The sequence below is a fragment of the Streptomyces wedmorensis genome, assembly GCF_000716445.1.
GTDB lineage: Bacteria > Actinomycetota > Actinomycetes > Streptomycetales > Streptomycetaceae > Streptomyces > Streptomyces wedmorensis.
The window spans coordinates 1-22,261 of record NZ_JNWK01000086.1 but is presented as its reverse complement, the minus strand read 5'-3'; the positions used below and the strand labels follow the sequence as shown (position 1 = coordinate 22,261).

Genomic DNA, 22,261 nt, shown 5'->3' with positions numbered 1-22,261 from the left:
TTCCTTATCCGACAGGATCAACTCGGCCTTCGGCCGCCCCGTACGTGCCATAGGGCAAGCCTATACATCTGAACAGAATTCCTGACTCAGAAGACTAGCCGGAGACGGGGAAGTAGTCCCCGGAGTACTGGGTCGGGATGGTCACTTCGCCGATGTAGGCGATCGTGGCGCCGGACGTGCACTCACCCGCGGTGTAGCCGGTGATGTTGACCGGTCCCTTCCACCACCAGCCGGAGAGGTAGTTGTCCGTGTAGTTGGTGTTGAAGCACGCCTCCACGTACTGGCCGTTCTGGTTGCTGCCCTTGATGCGGACCGAGTAGATGATGCCCCGGCTGTCGTGGAAGGCGATCTGCTGTCCGTTGCTGCCGGCGGCCGCGGGGCTCGCGCCGCTCATGACGGCGAGGCCGCCGAGGGTCGCCGCCGCGGCGGCGACGCCGAGTCGGCGCAGCGGGGACGTGGTGATCGTGGTGCGGTGGGACACGGTTTCTCCTGTTCGGCCGGCCCGGGAGTTCCGGACCGAGGTGTGCGGTCCACGGGGTATGGACGCGGGAAAGCCCGAAGCGACACGTACGGGTGAGGCGGCTACGCGCGGGGCGTGGTCGGGCCCGAGAAAGGATCACCAGTCACCGCGTCGAACGCAAGTCCGAACAGTGTGGGGCCCGTTGACGCCGACCGCCCCGACGCGGTTCCGGGACCGGTGGTCGTCGTGGGTGGTGCCATTCCGGCGGGCGGGGTGAGGGAGACCATCCAACAGACGCGCCAACGGCCCCGGTTGTCGAGCCGGGCCATCAACTCGCTGCTGGTGACGCGCGCGTCGGGGTACACGGCCCGCGCCTTCGCCGTGGCCTGCTCCCGGGTCACGGTCGCGCGGGGGAGGTCGGTGGCGTGTTCGTTCCTGGCGGCGAAGGAGAGGATCTTCCGGTCGGCTCCGATGACGACGTCCAGCCGCATCGGCATGAGGACGCCGTCGACGCGACTGCGCCACTGCACCACCTTGGCCTGCTGATCGGGCCCGCCGGCGGCGAAGACCTGCGCCTCGCTGCCCCGCAGGGCCCAGGGGAAGTGCTTCGCGGCGAACGCGTCCCCCGTCTCGCGGGCCGTCCCCTCCGTCAGCCTCGCCTGCGAGGCCTTCTCGGGCACGACGGCCGCGAGTTGGCCCGATGTCACCTCGCGAGAGGGCCAGGCGAGCGTGATGTTGCCCGATCCGGTGCTCACGTCGACCCTGCCGGGCCGCCGTTCCGTCGCCGGGGTGTACCGGACGTCGGTCGGGACCGCTTCGGGTCCGAAGAAGGCCCGCACGGCATCGGCCGCCGCCGCCAGTTGGGCCGCGTCCGGCCGTTGGTCGGCGCGCGCGTCGGACGCCGTGAACGCCAGCGCGGGCAGGGCCACGGCGGACAGCAGGATCCCTCCGCAGACGGAGACGATCACGCCGAGGCGGAGGTCGCGGGCCCGGCTGTGGCCGGTGGCCTGAGGGGTCGTACGGTCGGCGCGGCGTCGGCTCCACGCGCGCCCGGCGAGACAACCCACCAGCGCGCCGAGCAGGTTGGCGCCGAAGTCGGAGGCGTCGCAGGCTCTGGCCATGCCGGGGGTCAGCGCCTGCGCCACCTCGATGGCCCCGGAAAGCAGCGCCAGCGCGGCGACGACGGTGACGGGTCGCCGGGTGGCCACGGTGAGGAAGAGGGCCGACGGCACGAAGAGGGCGATGTTCATCAGGCCCTGGTCCGCGAAGAGCGAGGCCGCCAGGTCCGACGGCAGCGAGCACACCCGCATCGCCGGTGCGTGTGTCCCGAGGGGCGAGAGGGTGGCCGCGAGGACCGCCGCGCCCGAGGCCGCGGCGCCCAGGGGGGCCGCCGGCACCCGGCCGTTTCGCCGGTGCAGCAGCCAGGCGGTGACGGCCGTGGCCAGGAGGATCAGGGCAAGGGCCGGTATCAGGAACGGACTTGCGCCGAGTGAGGCATCGATCATGGTGATGGTTCCCGGTGGGGCGGATCGACGGCGGGCACGAGCTGTGCGGCGCCGGCTCCCCGGTAGGGGAGCCGGCGCACGCCGTCAGCAGGCGGTCACCGGTGCGTTGTAGAACGTGTTCTGCCCCTGGACGGCCAGCCAGCCGACGACGTGGGAGCAGTCGTTGAAGCCGAGGCCGTTGAAGAACGCGTGCGAGGTGGTGCCGGCGGACTGGTTGAACCAGCCCTGGTTGTAGCTGTAGCCGTGGTAGTTGAAGCCGAACTGGGCGGTGATGGTGCCGCCGCCCGTCTTCTCGTACCACTCGTTCATCTTCCAGTACACGCCGCCGTCGGGCTGCTCGATCGGGTAGTCCCAGTCGGCAGCGATCTGCGTGAACAGGTAGCCGTTGGACAGCTTGGTCCGCGACGTGCCGTAGTCCCAGTTTCCGCCCGCCGAGGCGGCCGGGGCGACAGCCGTCAGCAGGGCCAGCAGGCCGGCGGTGGCACCGAGAACAGGACGAATCTTCATGATCACCTCGTGGGTACCCGACGCCCGTGGGGCGCCGGGAGGCTGGCAGGACGAGGGGGCGGCACGCCGCGGAGCAGGTGCCGACCGCCTGCGGCCATCCTGCGAAGACCCGCCAACCGGCCGCCAACAGCGCACCAACAGGGCGTCAACGACCGCGCCCCACCGGGGTGCGAGCGCACGCGAAGGGGCGGGCGGTCTCCGGGGAGCCCGCCCGCCCCTTCAGGACGAGTCCTTCGCCTTCGCTACTTCCAGAGCGGCGGCTTGCTGTTGTTGTCCGCGTCGGCGCACTGCCGGGCGCGCCGCTCCAGGGCGTCGGCCCTGGCGAGGGCCTTGCGGGCCTCGGTGGTGGCGCCGAGGCGCTTGAGCTGCGCGGCGCGGTCGCGCTCCTTGTGGGCGTCGGCCCGCAGCTTGGAGATGTTGCAGGTGATGGTGCCGGCGGCCGCGGGGGCCGCGGTGGCGGTCTGCCCGAGCAGCACGCCCCCGGCGAGCAGCGTCGTGGCGAGCAGGGCCGTCAGCGCGCGGCGGGCGGGCTTGATGTGGCGCATGGTGGTTCTCCAACTTCACGGCCGTGGGGGCCGGTTCGAGGCATGGTCAGTACCGGTTGGTAACTTTACCTCGGCAAAGAGGGGAATCGCACCACGGCGCCACCGGGTCACCCGATCGTCAACACCTCTCCACAGGACTCCCACTGACGAGGTGATAGGCGGCGCGCCCGTCCAGGATCAGCGGGACGAGGGCGCGCTGCGACTGCCGCAGGGGCACGAACACCCCGTCACCGTCCGGCCGGACGGTGATCCCGTGCAGGTCGAGTTCGTCACCCACCTGGGCGTACTGGGCGGCGTCCAGGCGGTAGCCGCACGGCGGGTCGGCGATGACCTCGTCGGCTGCGGGCGGGTCGTTGTCGGCGCCGCCGAGGTACACGGGGCCACGGTCGGCGAACCCGGCGTACCGGGCGGCGGCGGTGGCGGCGGTGAGCGGCCCGCGCCGCTCCTTCACGTAGGCGAAGGCGCCTTCGAGGGCCGCGTGCTGGGTGGCGACACGCCGCCGGTGGTTGCGGGCCGGGTCCTGCTCCTCCGTGTCGTCGAGCGCGTCCACCCGGGTCTCGACGAGGAGGCCGGCGGAGTGCTTGATGCCGACCGTGTTGCGCAGGATCCGTTCCTGGCCGTCGCCGGCGACCTGCTTGACCGGCTGCCCGGTGACGGGGTCGGTCCAGATGCCGTAGATGCCGCTGCTGTAGCCGGCGAGTCCGGCGGTGGGCCGGACGTAGGACTCCGAGAGCGTCCGCGACTCGTCGTGGACGTGCCGGTCGGCGTCGAGGCTGCGAGGCCAGAGGGCGAGCAGGTCCTTGTCGTAGAACCGGGGGGTGGCACCGTACTCGTGCAGGTCGTAGACGAGTTCGGGCCGCCGGTCGCGGAGGACGGCGGCGATGGCGCGCGCCTCGGCGGTCCGCAGGGCGATGTGGTCGCGGTTGACGTCGATGCCGGCGCCGTTGCCCCGGGTGTCGGCCGCCCGGCCGTCCGGGTTGGCGGTGGGGACGACGAGGACGGTCGTCCGGGCGAGGAGGCCGCGGGTGTCCTGGTCCCGGGCGTACGCGAGGTCGCGCACCGTGCTCAGGCAGGCCTCGCGGCCCGCGGGTTCGTCGCCGTGCTGGCTGCAGACGAGCAGCACGGTGGTCCCGCCGTGCCCGCTGCCGAGGGTCGCGAGCCGGAGCGGGCGGCCCTGCCCGGTCGTCCCGATCACGCGCACCGACATCCGGTCGCTCGCCCGGTCGACGGTCGCGAGGAAGTCCCGTTCCTCGGCCTCGCTCGTCCAGCGGGCTCCCCGGCTCAGCTCGAAGCCGGTGCGGGGCGGCGGCGCCGCGGGCGCGCTGTCCGCCGCCTTGGCGGGCACGGTGACGAGCGGCATTCCGAGGGCGGCCGCCCCCGCCACGAGGGCGAGGGCGCGCCGCGAACTCCGGTACGCGGTACGGAGCCTCATCGGACGGCCCCCGGCAGGCGCGGTCCCGTCACGGCGGCCGGCGGCACGGGGCCGCTCAGGGACGGTACGGCCACCGGCGGCGACGGCACGGCGGGAACCGGTCCGGCCGTGGCCCGGGCGAAGGCGCCCGCGCCGCCGACGAGCGGCAGCCTCGCCCAGGTGCGGGCCAGGTCGAGGGTGAGGGTCGGGGTGGTCGACGGGGGGTCGAGCAGGTCCTTGTCGGTGCCGCCGACGATCAGCGCGAGGCGGTGTCCGGCCGGGACGACGTGATCGGTGGCGGCGAGGTCCAGGGTGAGGGTGTACGCCCTGCCGGGGGTCAGCGATCGCTCCCGGCCGGGGTCGGCCCAGGTGCCGAGGTCCGCCCAGCCGCGGCTGACGACCGTGAACCCGACGTCCGCGGTACGGGCCGCCGTCTCCTTGAAGCAGGCGCTGTCGCCCGGGGTACTGGCGCCCCAGCACGTGCGGTCCGTGAGCGTGGTGATGCCCTCCCCCGCCGCCGCGTAGTCGCGGATCGTGTCGGGGCCCAGGTCGACGAGGACCGCGGAGAGGTGCGCGGTGGCGGTGGTCGGGGTCGCGGTGACCGTCACCGTCGAGGAGCCGGAGATCCGCAGGTCGCGGGAGAGCGGACGGGTGACGAAGCCGGCCTTCTCGGGGGTCGCGGAGTCGATCCCGGCGGCCCAGTCCAGTTCGCCGAGGCCCGGGTCGTCGGTGAAGGTCGCGGTGGAGCCGGGTGCGGCGGGGGTCAGTCCGAGGCCGCCCGCGCCGGGTCGGGCGTTCCGCACGGGGCGCATGGTGGTGGTCGCGGTGGCGCGCGGCGGCCACTGGCGGTCGGTGGTCCAGAGGTCGGGGGCGCGCTCGATGTCGGCCACCGGCTCGCGGTCGATGCCGTTCTCGTATCCGAGCAGGTAGTGGTCGAACCAGCGGTGCAGGGTGCGGACCCACTCGGCGCGCCGGAAGTCGAAGGGGTCGACGTGGCCGGTCTGCGAGAGCCAGATCTTCCGCTCGACCCCGTGGGCGGCCAGCGCGTCCCACCACTGCCCGAACTGGTTGGCGCGGACGTTGAGGTCCTGCTGTCCGTGGACGACGAAGACGCTGGCCCTGACCTTGGACGCGTCCTTCACGTGGTCGCGCTCGTCCCAGGCGGCGGTCCGGTCGCCGCTGTACGGGGTGGCGGCGGCGATCCGGTCCTGGACCGCGCCGCAACGGGCCTGCGCCTCGGGGCTGTTCACGTACTCGGAGAGCCAGCTCGGGTTGGCGTTGTAGAGCGGGGCGCCCTGGGAGTGGAAGTAGTCGTACCAGGAGGAGATCGCGCCGATCGGGACGATCGTCTTCAGCCCCTCGACGCCGGTGGCGGCGACGCCGTTGGCGACGGTGCCGTCCCAGCTCTTGCCGATCATGCCGACGTCGCCCGTGCTCCAGCCGGTGGCGCGGGCCGGGGTCGCGCCGGTGCGGGTCGTGTAGCCGCGGGCCCGGCCGTTCAGCCAGTCGACGACGGCTTTGGCCGACTGGACGTCGGAGCGGCCGCCGACGTCGTCGCAGCCGTCGGAGCGGCTGGTGCCCGCGAGGTCGACGGCGGCGAAGGCGTAGCCGCGCGGGACGAAGTAGTTGTCGTAGAAGAGCGGGAGCCGTACGGGGTTGCCGTCGGCGTCGTACGTCTTCTTCTGGCCCTCGTTCCCGCGTCCGCAACAGGCGTAGTACGGGCTGGCGTCCATGATGACCGGGACCTTCCGGCCCGCCGCGGCCGTCTCCCGGGGCCGGACGATGTCGACGGCGACCCGGTCGCCGCGCCCGTCGCCGTCGCCGTCGAGGCCGGTGTCGACCCAGACGGACTCGCGGACGGCGTCGGCGTACGAGTGGACGGGCCGGGACTCGCGGACGGCGGGTGCGGACGGGGCCGCCTCCGTCGTCGACGGTCCGCCGACACCGGTCGCCGCCGCGGGCTCGGGCCCTGCGGCGGCGGGAGTGACCAGGGTCGCGAACAGGGCGGCCGTGGCCACGAGGGTTCCGTACGACAGTCGGGCTCCGCGGGTTCTCCGCTTTCGCATCGGCATGGGCCGGAACGTACCCCGGTCGACTGCCGTGCAAAAGAGTGCCGGAGGGAATGGGGTGGCGGAAGGTTCATGTCGGCCGAATGGCGATCGTGTGACAGGGGGTCCACTGGACGTGACGGTGCGTCGGGACGCTGAATAGTGTCGTCGCCAAGGACCGACGCCCACCCACGCGTCCGACGTTTCTTATGACTTGGAGCACCCGTGCATCGCAGAATCATCGTTCCGAGCGCCCTCGCGGCCTCCTTGCTGCTGGCGATCCCGGCATCGGCGGCCGACTTCACCCCCGGTGCGACCGGCATCGGGGACTCGTACTACCCCGCCGCCGGCAACGGCGGTTACGACGTCTCCCATTACGACCTGCGCCTGAAGTACCAGCCCGCGACGGACCTCCTGGAGGGCACGGCGACGATCCTCGCCACCACCCGGCAGAACCTGTCCCGCTTCAACCTCGACCTCGGGCTGAAGGTCAGCGAGGTCCGGGTCAACGGCCGGATCGCGCGGCTCGCCACGTCGGGCGACCACGAGCTGGAGGTCACCCCGGCCACCCCGCTGGAGAAGGGGAAGGCGGTCACGGTCGTCGTCCGCTACGCCGGCAAGCCCTCCGAGTTCAAGATCGACGGCTGGTCGGCCTGGGCCCGCACCCCGGACGGCGGCGTCGCCGCGCAGGAGCCGGACTCGGCCGTCTGGTGGTTCCCGTCCAACGACCACCCGCGGGACAAGGCCACCTTCGACGTCTCCGTCTCGGTGCCGGACGGCCACCAGGCCATCAGCAACGGCGTGCTGCAGTCGCAGTCGTCTCGGCTCGGCTGGACCCGCTACAGCTGGCGCTCCAACAAGCCGCAGGCGCCTTATCTGGCCACTCTGGCCGTCGGGAAGTTCGACATCACGACGGACAAGACGGCGAACGGGCTGCCGGTCCTCAACGCGTACAGCAAGGATCTCGGCGACAACGCGGGCGCGGCGCGCGCCTCGATCGAGCGCACGACCGAGGTCGCCGAGTGGCTGGAATCGGTCTTCGGTCCCTACCCGTTCAACTCCCTCGGCGGGTACGTGCCGAACGTGACCAGCGGTTTCGCGCTGGAGACGCAGACCCGGCCGTTCTACAGCCCGCGGCAGTTCGCCAACGGCGCGAACGTGTCGGTGGTCGTGCACGAGCTGGCGCACCAGTGGTACGGCGACAGCGTGTCCGTCCACGACTGGAAGGACATCTGGGTCAACGAGGGCTTCGCCCGCTACAGCCAGTGGCTGTGGTCGGAGAAGGAGGGCGAGGGCACGGCGCAGGAGCTGGCGGACTACGTGTACGCCCTCCGGTCGGCCGAAGACCCGTTCTGGACGGTCAAGCCGGGTGACCCGGGCCCGGACAACCAGTTCCACACCGCCGTCTACGACCGGGGCGCGCTGGCGCTCCAGGCCCTGCGCAACGAGATCGGCGACGAGGACTTCTTCGCGATCCTGAAGGGCTGGCCGCAGGAGTTCGCCTACGGCAACGCGCGGGTCGGCGACTTCGTGCGGTACGCGGAGCGGATCTCCGGGAAGCCGCTGGCGGCGCTCTTCGACACCTGGCTGTACCAGCCGTCGAAGCCGTCCGCTCCGACGGCGGCCGCGTCCGGCGCGGAAGCCCGGTCGGCCGCACCCGCGGCGTCGTCTTCCGCGGCCGGGAAGACCGGCCGGGCCGGGACGCCCGTGAAGCCCGTGCAGCCGAAGTCGTGGAAGAAGATCGCGGCGACGGACACGATCCACGAGCGCGACGAGCACGGCGGCCACTGAGCCCTGCCGTGACCGGGCCGTCCGTCAGCGCGCGGCGCTGCGGGCGGCCTCGCGCGCCTTCCTGGCCAGGGGCAGGTAGCGGAGCCGTTCGGGCAGGACGGGCACGACGGCCCGGACGATCCGGGCGTACCGGCGCAGTGTCCGCTCCTGGGCGTCGGTCCACTCCAGACCGATGGCCTCCCGGGCGTCCCCCGGCATCAGGCCGACGGTGAGGAAGGCGCGCAGCCGCAGGAACGGGCGGCGCAGGGCGGGCCAGAGGAGCCGGAGGGCGAGCCGGACGGGCAGCGGGCCGCGGTCCGGGGCGGGCACCGGGAGGTCGGTGTCGAGCAGCTCCCGCACGACGACGGTCGCCTCCAGCTCGTCGGCGAGGACCTTGCGGTAGTACGGCCAGAACTCCTCGATCGTCTGCGGCATGTCCCGGTCGTGGATGCCGAGGACCCGGCCGACCTGGAGCCACTCGGCGTACAGCTGCCGCTGCTGCGGCTCGGTGAGGGGGCGGGCGAGGAGGCCGAGCCCGCGCAGGTAGACCGGGAATCCCGTCGCGTGCACCCAGGAGTAGTAGGCCGGGGTGAGCGCGTGGTAGCGGCGGCCGTGGGCGTCGGTGCCCCGGATGTCCCGGTGCAGCTCCCGGAGCCGGCGGCCTTCCCGCGCCGCGTCCTCGCCTCCGTAGATCCACAGCTGGACCGAGCGCAGGGAGCGTTCGCCGCGGCCCCAGGGATCGGTGCGGAAGACGGAGTGCTCGTCGACTCCGGCACCGATCGCGGGGTGGGCGACCTGCATGGCGAGGGCGGCGGGCAGCATGAGGAGTGCCCGGATGTCACCGGCGACGGTCCACAGCACCCCGCCGACGGGCGGTGGTGCCGGGTCGTCGGACGGGGCCCGGTCGGGGTGCGTCCCGGTCGGCATGGTTCCTCTCCTCCTCTGTTCCAGGCTGCCACTCACGACGAAGGGGCCGTCGCCCGGGCTCTCGCGGCCGGGCGACGGCCCCTCTGTGGGGTGTACGGGTCAGCCGCGGTCGGCGCCGACCGGCTCGCCGACGATGCGGGCGGCGAGGGCGTGGGCCCAGGCGTCGACGTCCGCGGTGAGCTCGCGCTCGGCGGCGGCGCGCTCGGCGGCGATCTTCTCGACGCCGGCGGCGACGATGGCGTCGCGCTCGGCGATGCCCTCGGCGCGGGCGGCGGCGATGGCGGCCGAGCCCTCCTCGGTGGCGCGGGAGCGGATGCGCGCGGCGTCGTGGCGGGCCTCGGCGAGCTCCGCCTCGTACTGCTCACGGATCCGCGTGGCCTCGGCGCGCAGGTCGTCGGCGCGGTCGGTGCCGCCGTCGATGGCGTCCTCGCGCTCCTCGAGGGTCCGCTTGATCTTCGGCAGGATGCCCTTCGCCAGGATGAGGAAGGTCAGTCCGAACACCACGAGGCCGAGGATGAGCTCGGCCCAGACGGGGTTGAGGGGACCGAGGTCCGTCTTGAAGATCTGCGAGTTCGCGAGGGTCATGCGCGCATTCTACCTGGTTCAAACAAGGACAATTCCGACACCGGGAGGAGAGTTGGCGTGATCGTGCTCGCTCGGCAAGATTCCCGGCACCCAAAGGCTACCGGAAGGTAACCACGGCTGATTGTATGTGCGGCGCCAGCCCAACCCCCCACGTCTCCACAGGAGTTCACGTGTCGATCGCCGCGTTCCGTCGCGTCCCCGGTGCCGCCCTCTCCCTCGCGCTCGCCGCCGCCACCCTGGCGGCCGCCGCCCCGGCCGCGTCCGCCTCCTCCGCGGCTGCCGAGGCCCCCCGGCTGAAGGTCCTCACCTACAACACGTTCCTCTTCTCCAAGACGCTCTACCCGAACTGGGGCCAGGACCACCGGGCCAAGGCGATACCCGCCGCCCCCTTCTTCCAGGGGCAGGACGTCGTGGTCGTCCAGGAGGCCTTCGACAACTCCGCGTCGGACGCCCTCAAGGCGAACGCCGCCGCGCAGTACCCGTACCAGACCCCCGTCATGGGCCGCAGCAAGACCGGCTGGGACGCGACCGGCGGGGCGTACTCCACGACCACGCCCGAGGACGGCGGGGTGACAATCCTCAGCAAGTGGCCGATCGTCCGCAAGGAGCAGTACGTCTACAAGGACGCGTGCGGCGCCGACTGGTACTCGAACAAGGGCTTCGCCTACACCGTCCTGGACGTCGCCGGCAGCCGGGTCCACGTGGTCGGCACCCACGCCCAGTCCACCGACCCCGGGTGCTCGGCGGGCGAGGCGGCGCAGATGCGCAGCCGCCAGTTCAAGGCGATCGACGCCTTCCTCGACGCCAAGAACATCCCGGCGGGCGAGCAGGTCATCGTCGCCGGCGACATGAACGTCGACTCGCACACCCCCGAGTACGGCACGATGCTCGCCGACGCGGGCCTGGCCGGGGCCGACGCCCGCACCGGCCACCCGTACTCCTTCGACACCGAGCTGAACTCGATCGCCTCCGAGCGCTACCCGGACGACCCGCGCGAGGACCTCGACTACGTCCTCTACCGGGCCGGGAACGCCCGCCCCGCCGGCTGGACCAACCACGTGGTCCTGGAGCAGAGCGCCCCGTGGACGGTCTCCAGCTGGGGCACGCGGTACACCTACACCAACCTCTCCGACCACTACCCCGTCACCGGCTTCTGACCGGGCCCCCTCAGTAAGGGGACGACCCGAAGACGCTGTAGAGCCACACGCCGACCACCCCGGCGACACAGAGCAGGACCACCCAGGAGCCGGCACTCGTGTGCCGCTCCTTCCGGGGCCCACGGCCGGGCCGGGCGGCACGAGCCGCCCGGCCCGGCCTTCCGCGCTTCTCCGGCCTCCCCGGCCTTCCGGCCCGGGACGGCTGCGCGACGGGCTCGGCGGCCGCCGCCACGTCGGCCAGCAGCCGGCGGCACACCGCCGCCAGCTCCGCCGTCCCGGCGGTCAGGTCCACGACCACCTCCGTACGCGCCGGCGCCGTCGTCCCCCCGTCCAGGATCCGCCCCGCCCGCAGCAACGCCCTGTCCTTGCCCCCGGTCGGCGCGAGGCTGATCCACCGGCGCACGTGCTCCCCCCGGATCACCACCCCACCGCCCCGCTCCCGGTACACGGTGTGCTCCCGCCACAGGACTCCGGCCAACTCGTCCGCCGTCTCCCTGAGTTGCGCGTACATCCCACTCCCCCTGCTCCACAGCCCCCGACTCGAACAGCCGCCGACTCTAGCCCGCCCCACCGACAGCCCGGACGACACCCCGCCCCCGCGTCCCTTACCCGCCGAAGTCGTACACGGTGACCGGTATCCCCCGGTCCACGAGACGCCGGAGGACCAGGGGCTCGACCTTGGCCCAGGAACCGCCGGCGAGCCCGCAGCCGATGCGCGGCATGTGCACGGACGCGCCGAGCTCGACCGCCTTGTCCGCGAGCCTTCCGAGCGCCGCGTCGATCGCCTCGTAGCGCACGGGCGCGCCGGTGCTCCGAGCCGTCCGCATCCCCCGCTGCCCCACCAGGTTGGCCACCCAGACGTACGGACCGACCTGGACGAACTGGGCGGCGCCGAGTCCGAAGTCGTTCCGCGCCCGCTCGCGGTGCCAGCGCCGGTAGGCCGCCTCCGGTTCCGGCCAGCGTCGCGAGACGGCCAGGACGAAGCCCTTGCCCCAGCCCCCGAGGTCGTTGCAGACGTGCGCGACGATCTTGACGCCCTTGCCGCCCGGTGCGGTCGCGTCCCCCCGGACGCAGGTGATCCCGTTCATGACGATCACGCTACGGCCCACCACCGACAGTCGCGCCACTCTTTTACACAGCTGGTGAGACAGCAATACTGTTGAACCATGGAGCAGGCGAGTGACGCGCAGGAGTCCGGTTACACCGTGGACGAGTTGGCGGCGCGGGCCGGGGTGACCGTGCGGACGGTGCGGTTCTACGGGACGAGGGGGCTGTTGCCGCCGCCGGTGATCGGGGCGCGGCGGGTGGGTCGGTACGGGGCGGAGCACCTGTCGCGGCTGGCGTTGATCGAGGAGTTGCAGCGGCAGGGGATGACGCTGGCGGCGATCGAGCGGTATCTGGAGCAGTTGCCGGCGGACCTGAGCGCGCAGGACCTGGCGATCCACCGGGCGCTGGTGGCGTCGTGGGCGCCGGAGTCGGCGGAGACGATCACGCGGCGGGAGATGGAGCGGCGGGCCGGGCGGGCGCTGACCGAGCGGGACGTGGCCCGGCTGGCCGCGATGGGGGTGCTGGACCGGACCGACGAGGCCGACACGTACCGGCTCGACGGGTCGCTGCTCCGGCTCGGCGTGGAGTTGCTGGACGTTCCGATCGAGCACGAGACGATCCTGGCCTCCCGGACCGTCCTCCTGGAGCACGCGCGCGCCGCCGCCCAGGAACTCTCCCGGCTCTTCCGGGACGAGGTGTGGAGCCCGTACCGGGAGAGCGGGGAGGACCCGGACCATCTGAGCGCGATGAAGTCGCTCTCGGCGCACATGCAGCCGATGGTGGTCCAGGCCCTCGTCACGGCGTTCCAGCGCTCGCTGAGCGAGGAGCTGAGGACGGCGTTCCGGAGCCGGTGAGCCCCGGCCCGGAACCGGCCGGCTCCGGGTGGGGCCCCGCGGCCCGCGGACGCGGTCAGGAGTCGGTGAAGACCTCGCCGCGCTCGGCCTTCTCCAGCAGCAGGGCGGGCGGGGCGAAGCGCTCGCCGTAGGTGGCGGCGAGCTCGCGGGCGCGGGCGACGAAGCCGGGGAGGCCGCCTTCGTAGCCGTTGACGTACTGGAGGATGCCGCCGGTCCAGGCCGGGAATCCGATGCCCATGATGGAGCCGATGTTGGCGTCGGCGACGGAGGTGAGGACGCCCTCCTCCAGGAGGCGGACGGTGTCCAGGGCCTCGGAGAACAGCATCCGCTCCTGCATGTCGCGGAACGGGATCTCGTACCCGGGCTTGGCGAAGTGCTCGCGCAGGCCGGGCCAGAGCTTCCCGCGCTTGCCGTCCTCGCCGTACTCGTAGAAGCCGGCGCCGCCGCTGCGGCCGGGGCGGCCGAACTCGTCGACCATGCGGTCGATGACGGCCTCGCCCGGGTGCGTGACCCAGGTGCCGCCCTCGTCCTCGATCGCCTTCCTCGTCTCGTTGCGGATCTTGCGCGGGAGGGTGAGGGTCAGCTCGTCCATGAGGGAGAGGACCTTGGCCGGGTAGCCGGCCTGCGCGGCGGCCTGCTCGATCGAGGCGGGCTCGATGCCCTCGCCGACCATGGCGACGCCTTCGTTGATGAAGTGGCCGATCACCCGGGAGGTGAAGAAGCCGCGCGAGTCGTTCACGACGATCGGGGTCTTGTTGATCTGCCGGACCAGGTCGAAGGCGCGGGCCAGTGCCTCGTCGCCGGTCCGCTCGCCCTTGATGATCTCGACGAGCGGCATCTTGTCGACGGGCGAGAAGAAGTGCAGTCCGATGAAGTCGGTCTGGCGCTCGACGCCCTCGGCGAGGACGGAGATCGGGAGGGTCGAGGTGTTGGAGCACAGGAGGGCGTCGGGGGCGACGACGTGCTGGATCTCCTGGAACACCTTGTGCTTGAGCGCGGTGTCCTCGAAGACCGCCTCGATGACCGCGTCGCAGCCCGCGAGGTCGGCGGCGTCGCCGGTGGGGGTGATCCGGGCGAGGAGCGCGTCGGCCTTCTCCTGGGTGGTGCGGCCGCGCGAGACGGCCTTGGCGCAGAGCTTCTCGGAGTACGCCTTGCCCTTGGCGGCGGACTCGGCGGAGACGTCCTTGAGGACGACCTCGATGCCGGAACGGGCGCAGGAGTACGCGATGCCGGCGCCCATCATGCCCGCGCCGAGCACGGCGACCTTGCGGACCTGGCGCTTCTCCACGCCCTTGGGGCGGCTCGCGCCGGAGTTCACCGCCTGGAGGTCGAAGAAGAACGCCTGGATCATGTTCTTCGCGGTCTGGCCGATGACCAGCTCGGTGAAGTAGCGGCTCTCGATGACGAGCGCGGTCTCGAAGTCGACCTGGGAGCCCTCGACGGCGGCGGCCATGATGGCGCGGGGCGCCGGGTAGGGCGCGCCGTTCAGCTGCTTGCGCAGGTTGGCCGGGAAGGCCGGCAGGTTGGCGGCGAACTTCGGGTTCGACGGGGTGCCGCCGGGGATCCGGTGGCCGGGGACGTCCCAGGGCTGGTGGGACTCGGGGTGCGCGTCGATGAAGGCGATGGCCTTGGCCATCATCTCCTCGGGGGTGGCCGCGATCTCGTGCACGAGGCCGTTGTCGAGGGCGCGCTTCGGGTTGTACTGGGTGCCCTGGAGCAGGACCTTGAGCAGGGCGTCGGTGATGCCCATGAGGCGTACGGTGCGGGCGACGCCTCCGCCGCCCGGGAGCAGGCCGAGGGTGACCTCGGGCAGGCCGATCTTGGAGCCGGGGGCGTCGAGGGCGACGCGGTGGTGGGAGGCGAGGGCGATCTCGTAGCCGCCGCCGAGCGCGGCGCCGTTGACGGCCGCGACGACGGGCTTGCCGAGGGTCTCGATCCGGCGCAGCGCGTTCTTGATCTCGATGGCGGAGTCGAAGATGTCCTGGGCGTGCTCGGGGCCCGCCTTGATCATGTCCTTGAGGTCGCCGCCGGCGAAGAAGGTCTTCTTGGCGGAGGTGTAGATGATGCCGCGGATGGAGTCCTTCTCGGCCTCGACTCGGTCGGCGATCGCCTTGATCGAGGCCCGGAAGGCCTGGTTCATGGTGTTGGCGGACTGGTTCGGGTCGTCGAGGACGAGGGTGACGATCCCGGTCGCGTCCTGTTCCCAGCGGATGGTGGTGCTCTCGCTCATGGCTCTGCTTCTCCGTAAGAGGGGTGCGGGCGGGACGGTCAGACGCGCTCGATGACGGTGGCGATGCCCATGCCGCCGCCCACGCAGAGGGTGGCCAGGCCGTAGCGCTTGTCCTGCCGCTCCAGCTCGTCGACGAGGGTGCCGAGGATCATCGCGCCGGTGGCGCCGAGCGGGTGGCCGAGCGCGATGGCGCCGCCGTTGACGTTGACCTTGTCCAGGGTGATGCCCATGTCCTTGACGAAGCGCAGGACGACGGCGGCGAAGGCCTCGTTGATCTCGATCAGGTCGATGTCGTCGATGGTGAGGCCGGCCTTGGCGAGGGCCTTGCGGGTGGCCGGGGCGGGGCCGGTGAGCATGATGGTCGGCTCGGAGCCGGAGACGGCGGCCGAGACGATCCGGGCGCGCGGGGTCAGACCGTACCGCTCGCCGACCTCCTTGGAGCCGATGGCGACGAGGGAGGCGCCGTCGACGATGCCGGAGGAGTTGCCGGCGTGGTGGACGTGGTCGATCTCCTCGACCCAGTGGTACTTCTGCAGTGCGACCGCGTCGAAGCCGCCGAGTTCGCCGATGTCGGCGAAGGAGGGCTTGAGGCGGGCGAGGGAGTCGGCGGTGGTGCCGGGGCGGAGGAACTCGTCGTGGTCGAGGACGGTGAGTCCGGCGCGGTCCCTGACGGGGACGATCGAGCGGGCGAAGCGGCCGTCCTTGACGGCGGCGGCGGCGCGCTCCTGGGAGAGGGCGGCGTACTCGTCGACGTCGCGGCGGGTGAAGCCCTCGATGGTGGCGATGAGGTCGGCGCCGATGCCCTGGGGGACGAAGTTGGTCTCCAGGTTGGTCATCGGGTCGGCGAACCAGGCGCCGCCGTCGGAGGCCATCGGGACGCGGGACATGGACTCGACGCCGCCGGCGAGGACGAGGTCCTCCCAGCCGGAGCGGACCTTCATGGCGGCCATGTTGACCGCTTCGAGGCCGGAGGCGCAGAAGCGGTTCTCCTGGACGCCGGCGACGGTGTCGGGCAGGCCGGCGGCGATGGCCGCGATCCGGGCGATGTCGGAGCCCTGGTCGCCGACGGGGCCGACGACGCCGAGGACGATGTCGTCGATGGCGGCCGGGTCGAGGCCGGGGTTGCGGGACTGGATCTCCCGGATGAGGCCGACGACCAGGTCGATGGGCTTGGTGCCGTGCAGGGAGCCGGTGGCCTTGCCGCGTCCGCGCGGGGTGCGGATCGCGTCGTACACGTACGCTTCGGTGCTCACGGGAAGCCTTTCGCGATGAGGGTGGGTACAGCGGGGCGGCGGGAGGTCAGCCGAGGAGGGAACGGCCGATGATCTCCTTCATGATCTCGGTGGTGCCGCCGTAGATGGTCTGGATGCGGCCGTCGGTGTAGGCGCGGGCGACCGGGAATTCGCTCATGTAGCCGTATCCGCCGTGCAGTTGCAGGCAGCGGTCGGCGGTGCGCTTCTGGAGTTCGGTCGCCCACCACTTGGCCATGGAGGCGTGGACGGCGTCGAGGGCGCCGGCCGCGTGCTCCTCGATGCAGCGGTCGACGAAGGTCCGGGTGACGGCGCACTCGGTGGCGATCTCGGCGATCTCGAAGCGGACGTGCTGGAGCTTGGCGAGGGGACGGCCGAAGGCCTCGCGTTCCTTGACGTACCGGGTGGTGATCTCCAGGAGGTGCTCGGCCGCCGCGATGCCGGCGACGGCGATGGCGAGGCGTTCCTGGGCGAGGTTGGTCATCAGGTGGACGAAGGCGCCGTTGAGCTCGCCGAGCAGGTTCTCCTTGGGGACGCGTACGTCGGTGAAGAACAGCTCGGCGGTGTCCTGCGACTTCTGGCCGATCTTGTCGAGGTTCCGGCCGCGCTCGAAGCCCTCGGCGCCGCGCTCGACGACGAGCAGGGACAGGCCGTGGGCGCCGCCCTCGGGGGTGGTGCGGGCGACGACGACGACCAGGTCGGCGAGGATGCCGTTGGAGATGAAGGTCTTGGATCCGTTGAGGATCCAGTGGTCGCCGTGGTCCTCGGCGGTCGTACGGATGCCCTGGAGGTCCGAGCCGGCGCCGGGTTCCGTCATGGCGATGGCCGTGACGATCTCGCCGGAGCAGAAACCGGGCAGCCAGCGCCGCTTCTGCTCCTCGGTGGCGAGCGAGGTGAGGTACGGGCCGATGATGTCGTTGTGCAGGCCGATGGCGAGGCCGGGCGCCCCGGCGCGGGTGAACTCCTCGGCGAGGACGGCGCCGTAGCGGAAGTCGGGGTTGCCGCCGCCGCCGTACTCCTCGTCGACGGCGAGGCCCAGCAGGCCCTGTCGTCCGGCGGCGAGCCAGACCTCGCGGGAGACGATGCCGTCCTTCTCCCACCGCGCGTAGTGGGGCAGCACCTCCTTCTCCAGGAAGGTGCGGACGACCGCCCGGAAGGCCTCGTGGTCGGCGGTGTACAGCTGGCGCTTCATGCTTCGGTCTCCTGGGTCTCGGTCGGGCTGTCGAGGGCGGGTACGGCCCAGTCGCGGGCGACGTCGGCGGTGTGGGCGCCGGGGAGGGCCGGGCCCGTGCGCAGGGTGCCGGGGGTGGCGGAGAAGCGGGGTGCGGGGGCGGGCTGCGCGATGCCGTCCCGCTCGGTGAAGGTGGCACGGGCGGCCAGGTGCGGGTGGCCGGGTGCCTCGCGGAGGGAGAGGACGGGGGCGACGCAGGCGTCGGTGCCGTCGAAGACGGCCGTCCACTCCTCGCGGGTGCGGCTCCGGAAGCGGTCGGCGACGGCCTTGCGCAGTTCGGGCCAGCGGGCGAGGTCGTGGCGGGCGGGGGCGGCGTCCTCGACGCCGAGGAGGCGGACGAACTCGGCGTAGAACCGCTCTTCCAGGGCGCCGACCGCCATGTGGCCGCCGTCGGAGGTCTCGTACACGCCGTAGAAGGGGCAGCCGCCGTCGAGGAGGTTGACTCCGCGGCGGTCCTGCCAGCCGCCGGCCGCGAGCATGCCGTGGATCATGGTGGTGAGGTGGGCGGTGCCGTCGACGATCGCGGCGTCGACGACCTGGCCCTCGCCGTGCGCCCGCGCGTGCTGGAGGGCGGCGAGGACGCCGATGACCAGGTAGAGGGAGCCGCCCGCGTAGTCGCCCACGAGGTTGGCGGGGACGGTCGGCGGGCCGTCGGGGTCGGGGCCGATCATGCCGAGGGCGCCGGTGATCGCGATGTACCCGATGTCGTGCCCGGCGGTGGGGGCGAGCGGTCCGTCCTGGCCCCAGCCGGTCATCCGGCCGTAGACGAGGCGCGGGTTGCGGGCGAGGCACGGCTCGGGGCCGACGCCGAGGCGTTCGGCGACGCCGGGCCGGTAGCCCTCGACGAGGATGTCGGCGCGTTCGACGAGGTCGAGGACGGTGGCGGGGCCGTCCTCGGCCTTGAGGTCGACGAGGACGGAGCGCTTGTTGCGGTTGGTGAGGTCGCGGGCCGGGTCGATGCCGAGCCCGGCGCCGCCGGGGCGGTCGACGCGGACGACGTCGGCGCCGAGGTCGGCGAGGAGCATGGCGGCGAAGGGCCCGGGGCCGATCCCGGCGAGTTCGACCACGCGTACGCCGGTGAGCGGGCCGTTCACGGCGGTGTGCGTCGTGCTCATCGAGCCCCCAGGAGTGTGTGACACCAATGATGTAACACCGGAGATGCTAGGAACGTGTTCCACTCGGCACAAGCCCCCCGGCCGAGCAAGCGCTTGGAAATCGGCGGGCCGCCGACTTCCGCTATCCTCCGCCGACGACGACCGCGCGCGGCGGCGCGGCACGGCCGAGACGAGGGCAGGCATGGACACAGGGGCGGGCACCGGGCGCGAGGCCGGGGCGGGACCTTCGGACGCGGTGGAGGCGGCGGCCGGCACGGCGGCCGCCTCCGGTGAGAGGCCGTACGACGTGGTCCTCTTCGGAGCGACCGGGTTCGTCGGCGAGCTCACCGCGGAGTATCTGGCCGGGCACGCTCCGGCGGAGTGCCGCTGGGCGCTCGCCGGCCGCAACCGGACGGCGCTCGCCGCCCTCCGCGACCGGCTCGCCGAGCGGTGGCCGCACTGCGCCGGGCTGCCGCTCGTCGTCGCCGACGCCGACGACCCGGACTCGCTGCGCGACCTCGCCGAGTCGACCCGGGTCGTGGCGACCACGGTCGGGCCCTACGTCTGGTACGGCGACGGGCTCGTCGCCGCCTGCGCGGAGGCCGGCACGGACTGCGTGGACCTCACCGGAGAGGCCGAGTTCGTCGACCTGACCTACGTGCGGCACGACGCGCGCGCCCGGGAGACCGGCGCCCGGATCGTGCACGCCTGCGGCTTCGACTCCGTCCCCCACGACCTGGGCGTGTACTTCACCGTCCAGCAGCTCCCCGAGGGCGTGCCGCTCCGCGTCGACGGATTCGTCCGGGCCGGGGCCGCCTTCTCCGGCGGCACCTTCGCCTCCGCGCTCACCGCGCTCGGCCGGGGGCGGGAGATCCTGCGGGCCGCGCACGAACGGCACCTGCACGAACCGCGTCTGGTGGGACGCCGGGCCCGCGCGCCGCTGGGCGGACCGCGGTTCAGCACGGAGACCGGCACCTGGGCGCTCCCGCTGCCGACCCTCGACCCGCAGATCGTGGCGCGCTCGGCCGCGGGCCTGGAGCGGTACGGGCCGGACTTCCGCTACCGGCACTACGCCTCCGTGAAGACGCTGCCGATGGCCCTCGGCGGTGCGGCCGCCGTCGGCGCCGGTGTCGCGGCCGCCCAACTCCCCTCGGTGCGCGGCTGGCTGATGGAGCGTTACTCGGCGGGCGAGGGCCCTTCGGCCGAGCGGCGCGCCCGCAGCTGGTTCTCGGTCCGGTTCGTCGGCGAGGGCGGCGGGCGGCGGGTCTTCACCGAGGTGTCGGGCGGCGACCCCGGTTATGACGAGACGGCCAAGATGCTCGCCGAATCGGCCCTCTGCCTCGCCTTCGACCCGCTGCCGAAGACCGCCGGGCAGGTCACGACGGCGGTGGCGATGGGCGATGCCCTCACCGAACGGCTGCGCGCGGCGGGCATCCGCTTCCGGGTGGCCCACCGGGGCTGACGCGGGGCGCCGCCTCAGGGACGGACGGGGCGGAGGGGATCGCCCGCCGGGCCTCGGCGCGCCGCCTCTCCGCCGGCGACCGGCGGTGGAACGCGTCCGGTCCGCGGGCGTCCGGGCGGTCGGCCGCGCCACGGCGCGGGCGTACGGTCATCCGAGCGTCCAGTCCGCGAGGACGTACAGGATGGCGCAGGCCCAGGCGAGGGCGGAGGCCCCGCCGACGGCGAGGGCGACGGTGAGACCACGGGGTGCGGGAACGCGAACTGTCATGACCCCCACTCTGCCGCGAGGGTCTGACAACTGGCATCCGTACGGCTACTCACCCGGGGTACTCAGACGGACCCGGGTGCCCCCTGTGCCTCCTTGAGCGCCTTGCGGCAGAGCGAGTCGGCGTGGCGGGTGGTCTCGGGCACGCGGTAGCGCGGGGAGAGCAGCAGGGTGTGGGCGCAGGCGTTGTCGAGGGAGACGCGGTGGCCCACGGAGACGTAGACGGGCTTGACCCCGGCCTGGGTACGCAGGGCCCTGCCGACCTCCTCCCCGTCCGCGAGCAGCGGGGCGAAGTCGCCGCGCGCGCCGCCCGGTTGCTCGTACGTGAAGGTGAAGGGGTTCTTGGCGACGCCGATGGACGGCCGTCCGGTGAGCACCCCGAGGTGGCTGGCGAGGCCGAAGCGGCGGGGGTGGGCGAGGCCGTAGCCGTCGCAGACCAGGAGGCCCGGGTCGGCGGTGAGGGCGCCGAGCGCGGCGAGGACGGTCGGGATCTCCCGGAAGGCGAGGAGCCCGGGGACGTACGGGAAGGAGACCCGGCCGACCGCCGTGGACTCCTCCACCACCTCCAGGGTCCGCGCGTCGAGCACGACGGCCGCCGCGGCGACGAGGTCCCGCTCGTCGTCGTAGGCCACGTCGAGCCCGGTGACGTGCCCCTCCCCCGGCACCGGCCCGCTCTCCCCGAGCACGAGCCGCTTCCGCAACTCCCGCTGTACGCCCCGCGCGGCGTCCTCGTCGGCGGGCCAGCCCGCCGGAATCCCGATGATCGTCATGATGGGCCCACCCTAGGCGGTGTCCTCGTCCTCTCGATCGGGCCCGGGTCGGCGGCGCCCGGCAGGAAGCCACCCGGGGAAAAGGAATTGTCCCGGGCGGACGGCTCGCGTTGGCTGTGCGGCATGACCGAACTGCGTACCGACCGCCTCATCATTCGCGCATGGCGTGACTCCGACCTGGAACCGTGGGCGGCGATGAACGCCGATCCCGAGGTCCGGGAGCACCTGGGCGACCTGCTCACCCGCGAGCAGAGCGACGCTTCCGTGGCCCGCTTCCAGGCCGATTTCGAGCGGCGCGGCTTCGGGTGGTGGGCGGTCGAGGTGCGGGACACCGGCGCGTTCGCCGGCTTCGCCGGCCTGGACGAGGTGGACGACGGCCTGCCGTTCGAGGGCGTGGAGATCGGCTGGCGGCTTGCCCGCTCGGCCTGGGGCAACGGCTACGCCACCGAGGCCGCGCGGGCGGTCCTGGCCCACGGCTTCGGGACGCTCGGGCTTCCCGAGATCCTCGCCGTGACGACGGCCGCCAACCTCCGGTCCCAGGCGGTGATGCGCCGGATCGGCATGACCCGCGCCCCGGAGGACGACTTCGACGACCTCACCGTGCCCGAGGGGCCGCTGCGCCCCAGCGTGCTGTACCGGATCGCGAGCCCGCTGTAGAGCCCGCCCGCCGTGGGCCGGTCACGCCGGGTGGACCGGACGTGGGATCGGGACGGGGCCGGACGGCCGCCGGGGGCACGGGTAGCCTGGCGATCATGTTCGTACTCGAATTGACCTACACCGCTCCCGTCGAGCGGGTGGACGCGCTGCTCGACGCGCACGTCGAGTGGCTCGACGCGTGCTATGCCGAGGGCGTGTTCCTCGCGTCCGGCCGGAAGAACCCGCGGGACGGCGGGGTGATCCTGGCCGCCGGGGTCGACCGCGCGGAGATCGAGAGGATCGCGGCGGCCGACCCCTTCAGCGTCGAGGGCGTGTGCGCGTACCGGATCACGGAGTTCTACGCGACCAAGACGGCCGACGGGATCGCCGCGTACCGGGAGGAGCTGCCCTCCTAGGGCCTGTCTGACAATTCGCGTCGGATCAGGCCGGGTCGTTCGGTGCGTGCGATCGGCGTGCGGCCGGGGCGCCCTCGTAGCGGAGCTACTGG

General features: G+C 72.7%; 22 protein-coding genes. 6 read left to right on the top strand and 16 right to left on the bottom strand.

The window, feature by feature from the left end:
• Positions 1–94: 94 nt before the first annotated feature.
• The 6 genes from OO54_RS38485 to OO54_RS38460 form a co-directional block, all read right to left on the bottom strand.
• Positions 95–481: a hypothetical protein gene (locus OO54_RS38485; RefSeq protein WP_051787772.1), complete on the bottom strand. Its 387-nt coding sequence runs from the start codon at positions 479–481 to the stop codon at positions 95–97.
• A 101-nt stretch (positions 482–582) separates the two neighbouring features.
• Positions 583–1,965: a VanZ family protein gene (locus tag OO54_RS38480; RefSeq protein ID WP_033211810.1), complete on the bottom strand. Its 1,383-nt coding sequence runs from the start codon at positions 1,963–1,965 to the stop codon at positions 583–585.
• Positions 1,966–2,049: 84 nt separating this feature from the next.
• The gene (locus OO54_RS38475) at positions 2,050–2,472 is read right to left on the bottom strand and encodes a hypothetical protein (RefSeq protein WP_033211808.1); all 423 of its coding nucleotides are present in this window, start codon (positions 2,470–2,472) and stop codon (positions 2,050–2,052) included.
• A 242-nt stretch (positions 2,473–2,714) separates the two neighbouring features.
• Complete coding sequence (locus OO54_RS38470; RefSeq protein ID WP_033211806.1) at positions 2,715–3,017, bottom strand: hypothetical protein; 303 nt, start codon at positions 3,015–3,017, stop codon at positions 2,715–2,717.
• Between the two features lie 118 nt (positions 3,018–3,135).
• Positions 3,136–4,449: a M14 family metallopeptidase gene (locus tag OO54_RS38465; RefSeq protein WP_033211804.1), complete on the bottom strand. Its 1,314-nt coding sequence runs from the start codon at positions 4,447–4,449 to the stop codon at positions 3,136–3,138.
• Positions 4,446–6,500 (bottom strand): Xaa-Pro dipeptidyl-peptidase, encoded by a 2,055-nt coding sequence (locus OO54_RS38460; protein ID WP_418953243.1) that lies wholly within the window; start codon positions 6,498–6,500, stop codon positions 4,446–4,448. Before OO54_RS38460 ends, OO54_RS38465 begins: the two co-directional genes overlap by 4 nt.
• Positions 6,501–6,701: 201 nt before the next feature.
• Here OO54_RS38460 and OO54_RS38455 point away from each other — a divergent pair, with 201 nt between their 5' ends.
• Positions 6,702–8,267 (top strand): M1 family metallopeptidase, encoded by a 1,566-nt coding sequence (locus OO54_RS38455; protein WP_033211802.1) that lies wholly within the window; start codon positions 6,702–6,704, stop codon positions 8,265–8,267.
• A gap of 24 nt (positions 8,268–8,291) precedes the next feature.
• Here the strand turns inward: OO54_RS38455 and OO54_RS38450 are convergent, their stop codons facing one another.
• Both OO54_RS38450 and OO54_RS38445 read right to left on the bottom strand, forming a co-directional pair.
• A complete protein-coding gene (locus tag OO54_RS38450) occupies positions 8,292–9,173 on the bottom strand; it encodes an oxygenase MpaB family protein (RefSeq protein WP_033211800.1) in 882 nt (293 codons plus the stop codon).
• Between the two features lie 99 nt (positions 9,174–9,272).
• Positions 9,273–9,758 (bottom strand): F0F1 ATP synthase subunit B family protein, encoded by a 486-nt coding sequence (locus OO54_RS38445; protein ID WP_033211798.1) that lies wholly within the window; start codon positions 9,756–9,758, stop codon positions 9,273–9,275.
• A gap of 125 nt (positions 9,759–9,883) precedes the next feature.
• Here OO54_RS38445 and sph point away from each other — a divergent pair, with 125 nt between their 5' ends.
• The gene (gene sph, locus OO54_RS38440) at positions 9,884–10,915 is read left to right on the top strand and encodes a sphingomyelin phosphodiesterase (protein ID WP_051787770.1); all 1,032 of its coding nucleotides are present in this window, start codon (positions 9,884–9,886) and stop codon (positions 10,913–10,915) included.
• 10 nt (positions 10,916–10,925) lie between these two features.
• Here the strand turns inward: sph and OO54_RS38435 are convergent, their stop codons facing one another.
• Positions 10,926–11,426, bottom strand: a complete 501-nt coding sequence (locus OO54_RS38435) for a hypothetical protein (protein WP_033211794.1) — start codon at positions 11,424–11,426, stop codon at positions 10,926–10,928.
• A gap of 94 nt (positions 11,427–11,520) precedes the next feature.
• Positions 11,521–12,003: a macro domain-containing protein gene (locus OO54_RS38430; RefSeq protein ID WP_033211816.1), complete on the bottom strand. Its 483-nt coding sequence runs from the start codon at positions 12,001–12,003 to the stop codon at positions 11,521–11,523.
• A 78-nt stretch (positions 12,004–12,081) separates the two neighbouring features.
• On the opposite strand from OO54_RS38430, the gene OO54_RS38425 reads away from it, so the two are divergent.
• Positions 12,082–12,816 (top strand): MerR family transcriptional regulator, encoded by a 735-nt coding sequence (locus OO54_RS38425; RefSeq protein ID WP_033211792.1) that lies wholly within the window; start codon positions 12,082–12,084, stop codon positions 12,814–12,816.
• A gap of 55 nt (positions 12,817–12,871) precedes the next feature.
• On the opposite strand, the gene OO54_RS38420 is transcribed toward OO54_RS38425, so the two are convergent.
• From OO54_RS38420 to OO54_RS38405, 4 genes are read right to left on the bottom strand one after another with little or no spacing between them, the layout of a single operon-like run.
• Positions 12,872–15,046 (bottom strand): 3-hydroxyacyl-CoA dehydrogenase NAD-binding domain-containing protein, encoded by a 2,175-nt coding sequence (locus OO54_RS38420; protein ID WP_033211790.1) that lies wholly within the window; start codon positions 15,044–15,046, stop codon positions 12,872–12,874.
• A 38-nt stretch (positions 15,047–15,084) separates the two neighbouring features.
• The gene (locus OO54_RS38415; RefSeq protein ID WP_033211787.1) at positions 15,085–16,299 is read right to left on the bottom strand and encodes an acetyl-CoA C-acetyltransferase; all 1,215 of its coding nucleotides are present in this window, start codon (positions 16,297–16,299) and stop codon (positions 15,085–15,087) included.
• Positions 16,300–16,345: 46 nt separating this feature from the next.
• Complete coding sequence (locus tag OO54_RS38410; protein WP_033211785.1) at positions 16,346–17,488, bottom strand: acyl-CoA dehydrogenase family protein; 1,143 nt, start codon at positions 17,486–17,488, stop codon at positions 16,346–16,348.
• Positions 17,485–18,642, bottom strand: a complete 1,158-nt coding sequence (locus OO54_RS38405) for a CaiB/BaiF CoA transferase family protein (protein WP_033211783.1) — start codon at positions 18,640–18,642, stop codon at positions 17,485–17,487. Before OO54_RS38405 ends, OO54_RS38410 begins: the two co-directional genes overlap by 4 nt.
• A gap of 181 nt (positions 18,643–18,823) precedes the next feature.
• On the opposite strand from OO54_RS38405, the gene OO54_RS38400 reads away from it, so the two are divergent.
• A complete protein-coding gene (locus OO54_RS38400; RefSeq protein WP_078905581.1) occupies positions 18,824–20,083 on the top strand; it encodes a saccharopine dehydrogenase family protein in 1,260 nt (419 codons plus the stop codon).
• A gap of 147 nt (positions 20,084–20,230) precedes the next feature.
• On the opposite strand, the gene mmpA is transcribed toward OO54_RS38400, so the two are convergent.
• The gene (gene mmpA, locus OO54_RS48970; RefSeq protein WP_418953242.1) at positions 20,231–20,350 is read right to left on the bottom strand and encodes a morphogenic membrane protein MmpA; all 120 of its coding nucleotides are present in this window, start codon (positions 20,348–20,350) and stop codon (positions 20,231–20,233) included.
• Positions 20,351–20,412: 62 nt separating this feature from the next.
• On the bottom strand, positions 20,413–21,117 hold the full coding sequence (locus OO54_RS38395) for an endonuclease V (protein ID WP_033211781.1): 705 nt from the start codon (positions 21,115–21,117) through the stop codon (positions 20,413–20,415).
• A 123-nt stretch (positions 21,118–21,240) separates the two neighbouring features.
• Here OO54_RS38395 and OO54_RS38390 point away from each other — a divergent pair, with 123 nt between their 5' ends.
• Together OO54_RS38390 and OO54_RS38385 are read left to right on the top strand one after the other, a co-directional pair.
• Positions 21,241–21,774 (top strand): GNAT family N-acetyltransferase, encoded by a 534-nt coding sequence (locus tag OO54_RS38390; RefSeq protein WP_033211812.1) that lies wholly within the window; start codon positions 21,241–21,243, stop codon positions 21,772–21,774.
• Positions 21,775–21,869: 95 nt separating this feature from the next.
• Positions 21,870–22,169: a YciI family protein gene (locus tag OO54_RS38385; protein WP_026057752.1), complete on the top strand. Its 300-nt coding sequence runs from the start codon at positions 21,870–21,872 to the stop codon at positions 22,167–22,169.
• Positions 22,170–22,261: the final 92 nt, after the last annotated feature.

Bases quoted from the DNA above. Each gene is read 5' to 3' on its own strand.
- OO54_RS38435 (WP_033211794.1), bottom strand. From the start codon at position 11,426: ATGTACGCGCAACTCAGGGAGACGGCGGACGAGTTGGCCGGAGTCCTG.
- OO54_RS38430 (WP_033211816.1), bottom strand. From the start codon at position 12,003: ATGAACGGGATCACCTGCGTCCGGGGGGACGCGACCGCACCGGGCGGC.
- OO54_RS38465 (WP_033211804.1), bottom strand. From the start codon at position 4,449: ATGAGGCTCCGTACCGCGTACCGGAGTTCGCGGCGCGCCCTCGCCCTC.
- OO54_RS38480 (WP_033211810.1), bottom strand. From the start codon at position 1,965: ATGATCGATGCCTCACTCGGCGCAAGTCCGTTCCTGATACCGGCCCTT.
- OO54_RS38410 (WP_033211785.1), bottom strand. From the start codon at position 17,488: ATGAAGCGCCAGCTGTACACCGCCGACCACGAGGCCTTCCGGGCGGTC.
- OO54_RS38385 (WP_026057752.1), top strand. From the start codon at position 21,870: ATGTTCGTACTCGAATTGACCTACACCGCTCCCGTCGAGCGGGTGGAC.
- OO54_RS38470 (WP_033211806.1), bottom strand. From the start codon at position 3,017: ATGCGCCACATCAAGCCCGCCCGCCGCGCGCTGACGGCCCTGCTCGCC.
- OO54_RS38405 (WP_033211783.1), bottom strand. From the start codon at position 18,642: ATGAGCACGACGCACACCGCCGTGAACGGCCCGCTCACCGGCGTACGC.
- OO54_RS38390 (WP_033211812.1), top strand. From the start codon at position 21,241: ATGACCGAACTGCGTACCGACCGCCTCATCATTCGCGCATGGCGTGAC.
- OO54_RS38425 (WP_033211792.1), top strand. From the start codon at position 12,082: ATGGAGCAGGCGAGTGACGCGCAGGAGTCCGGTTACACCGTGGACGAG.
- OO54_RS38475 (WP_033211808.1), bottom strand. From the start codon at position 2,472: ATGAAGATTCGTCCTGTTCTCGGTGCCACCGCCGGCCTGCTGGCCCTG.
- mmpA (WP_418953242.1), bottom strand. From the start codon at position 20,350: ATGACAGTTCGCGTTCCCGCACCCCGTGGTCTCACCGTCGCCCTCGCC.
- OO54_RS38445 (WP_033211798.1), bottom strand. From the start codon at position 9,758: ATGACCCTCGCGAACTCGCAGATCTTCAAGACGGACCTCGGTCCCCTC.
- OO54_RS38395 (WP_033211781.1), bottom strand. From the start codon at position 21,117: ATGACGATCATCGGGATTCCGGCGGGCTGGCCCGCCGACGAGGACGCC.
- OO54_RS38400 (WP_078905581.1), top strand. From the start codon at position 18,824: ATGGACACAGGGGCGGGCACCGGGCGCGAGGCCGGGGCGGGACCTTCG.
- sph (WP_051787770.1), top strand. From the start codon at position 9,884: ATGTGCGGCGCCAGCCCAACCCCCCACGTCTCCACAGGAGTTCACGTG.
- OO54_RS38450 (WP_033211800.1), bottom strand. From the start codon at position 9,173: ATGCCGACCGGGACGCACCCCGACCGGGCCCCGTCCGACGACCCGGCA.
- OO54_RS38460 (WP_418953243.1), bottom strand. From the start codon at position 6,500: ATGCCGATGCGAAAGCGGAGAACCCGCGGAGCCCGACTGTCGTACGGA.
- OO54_RS38420 (WP_033211790.1), bottom strand. From the start codon at position 15,046: ATGAGCGAGAGCACCACCATCCGCTGGGAACAGGACGCGACCGGGATC.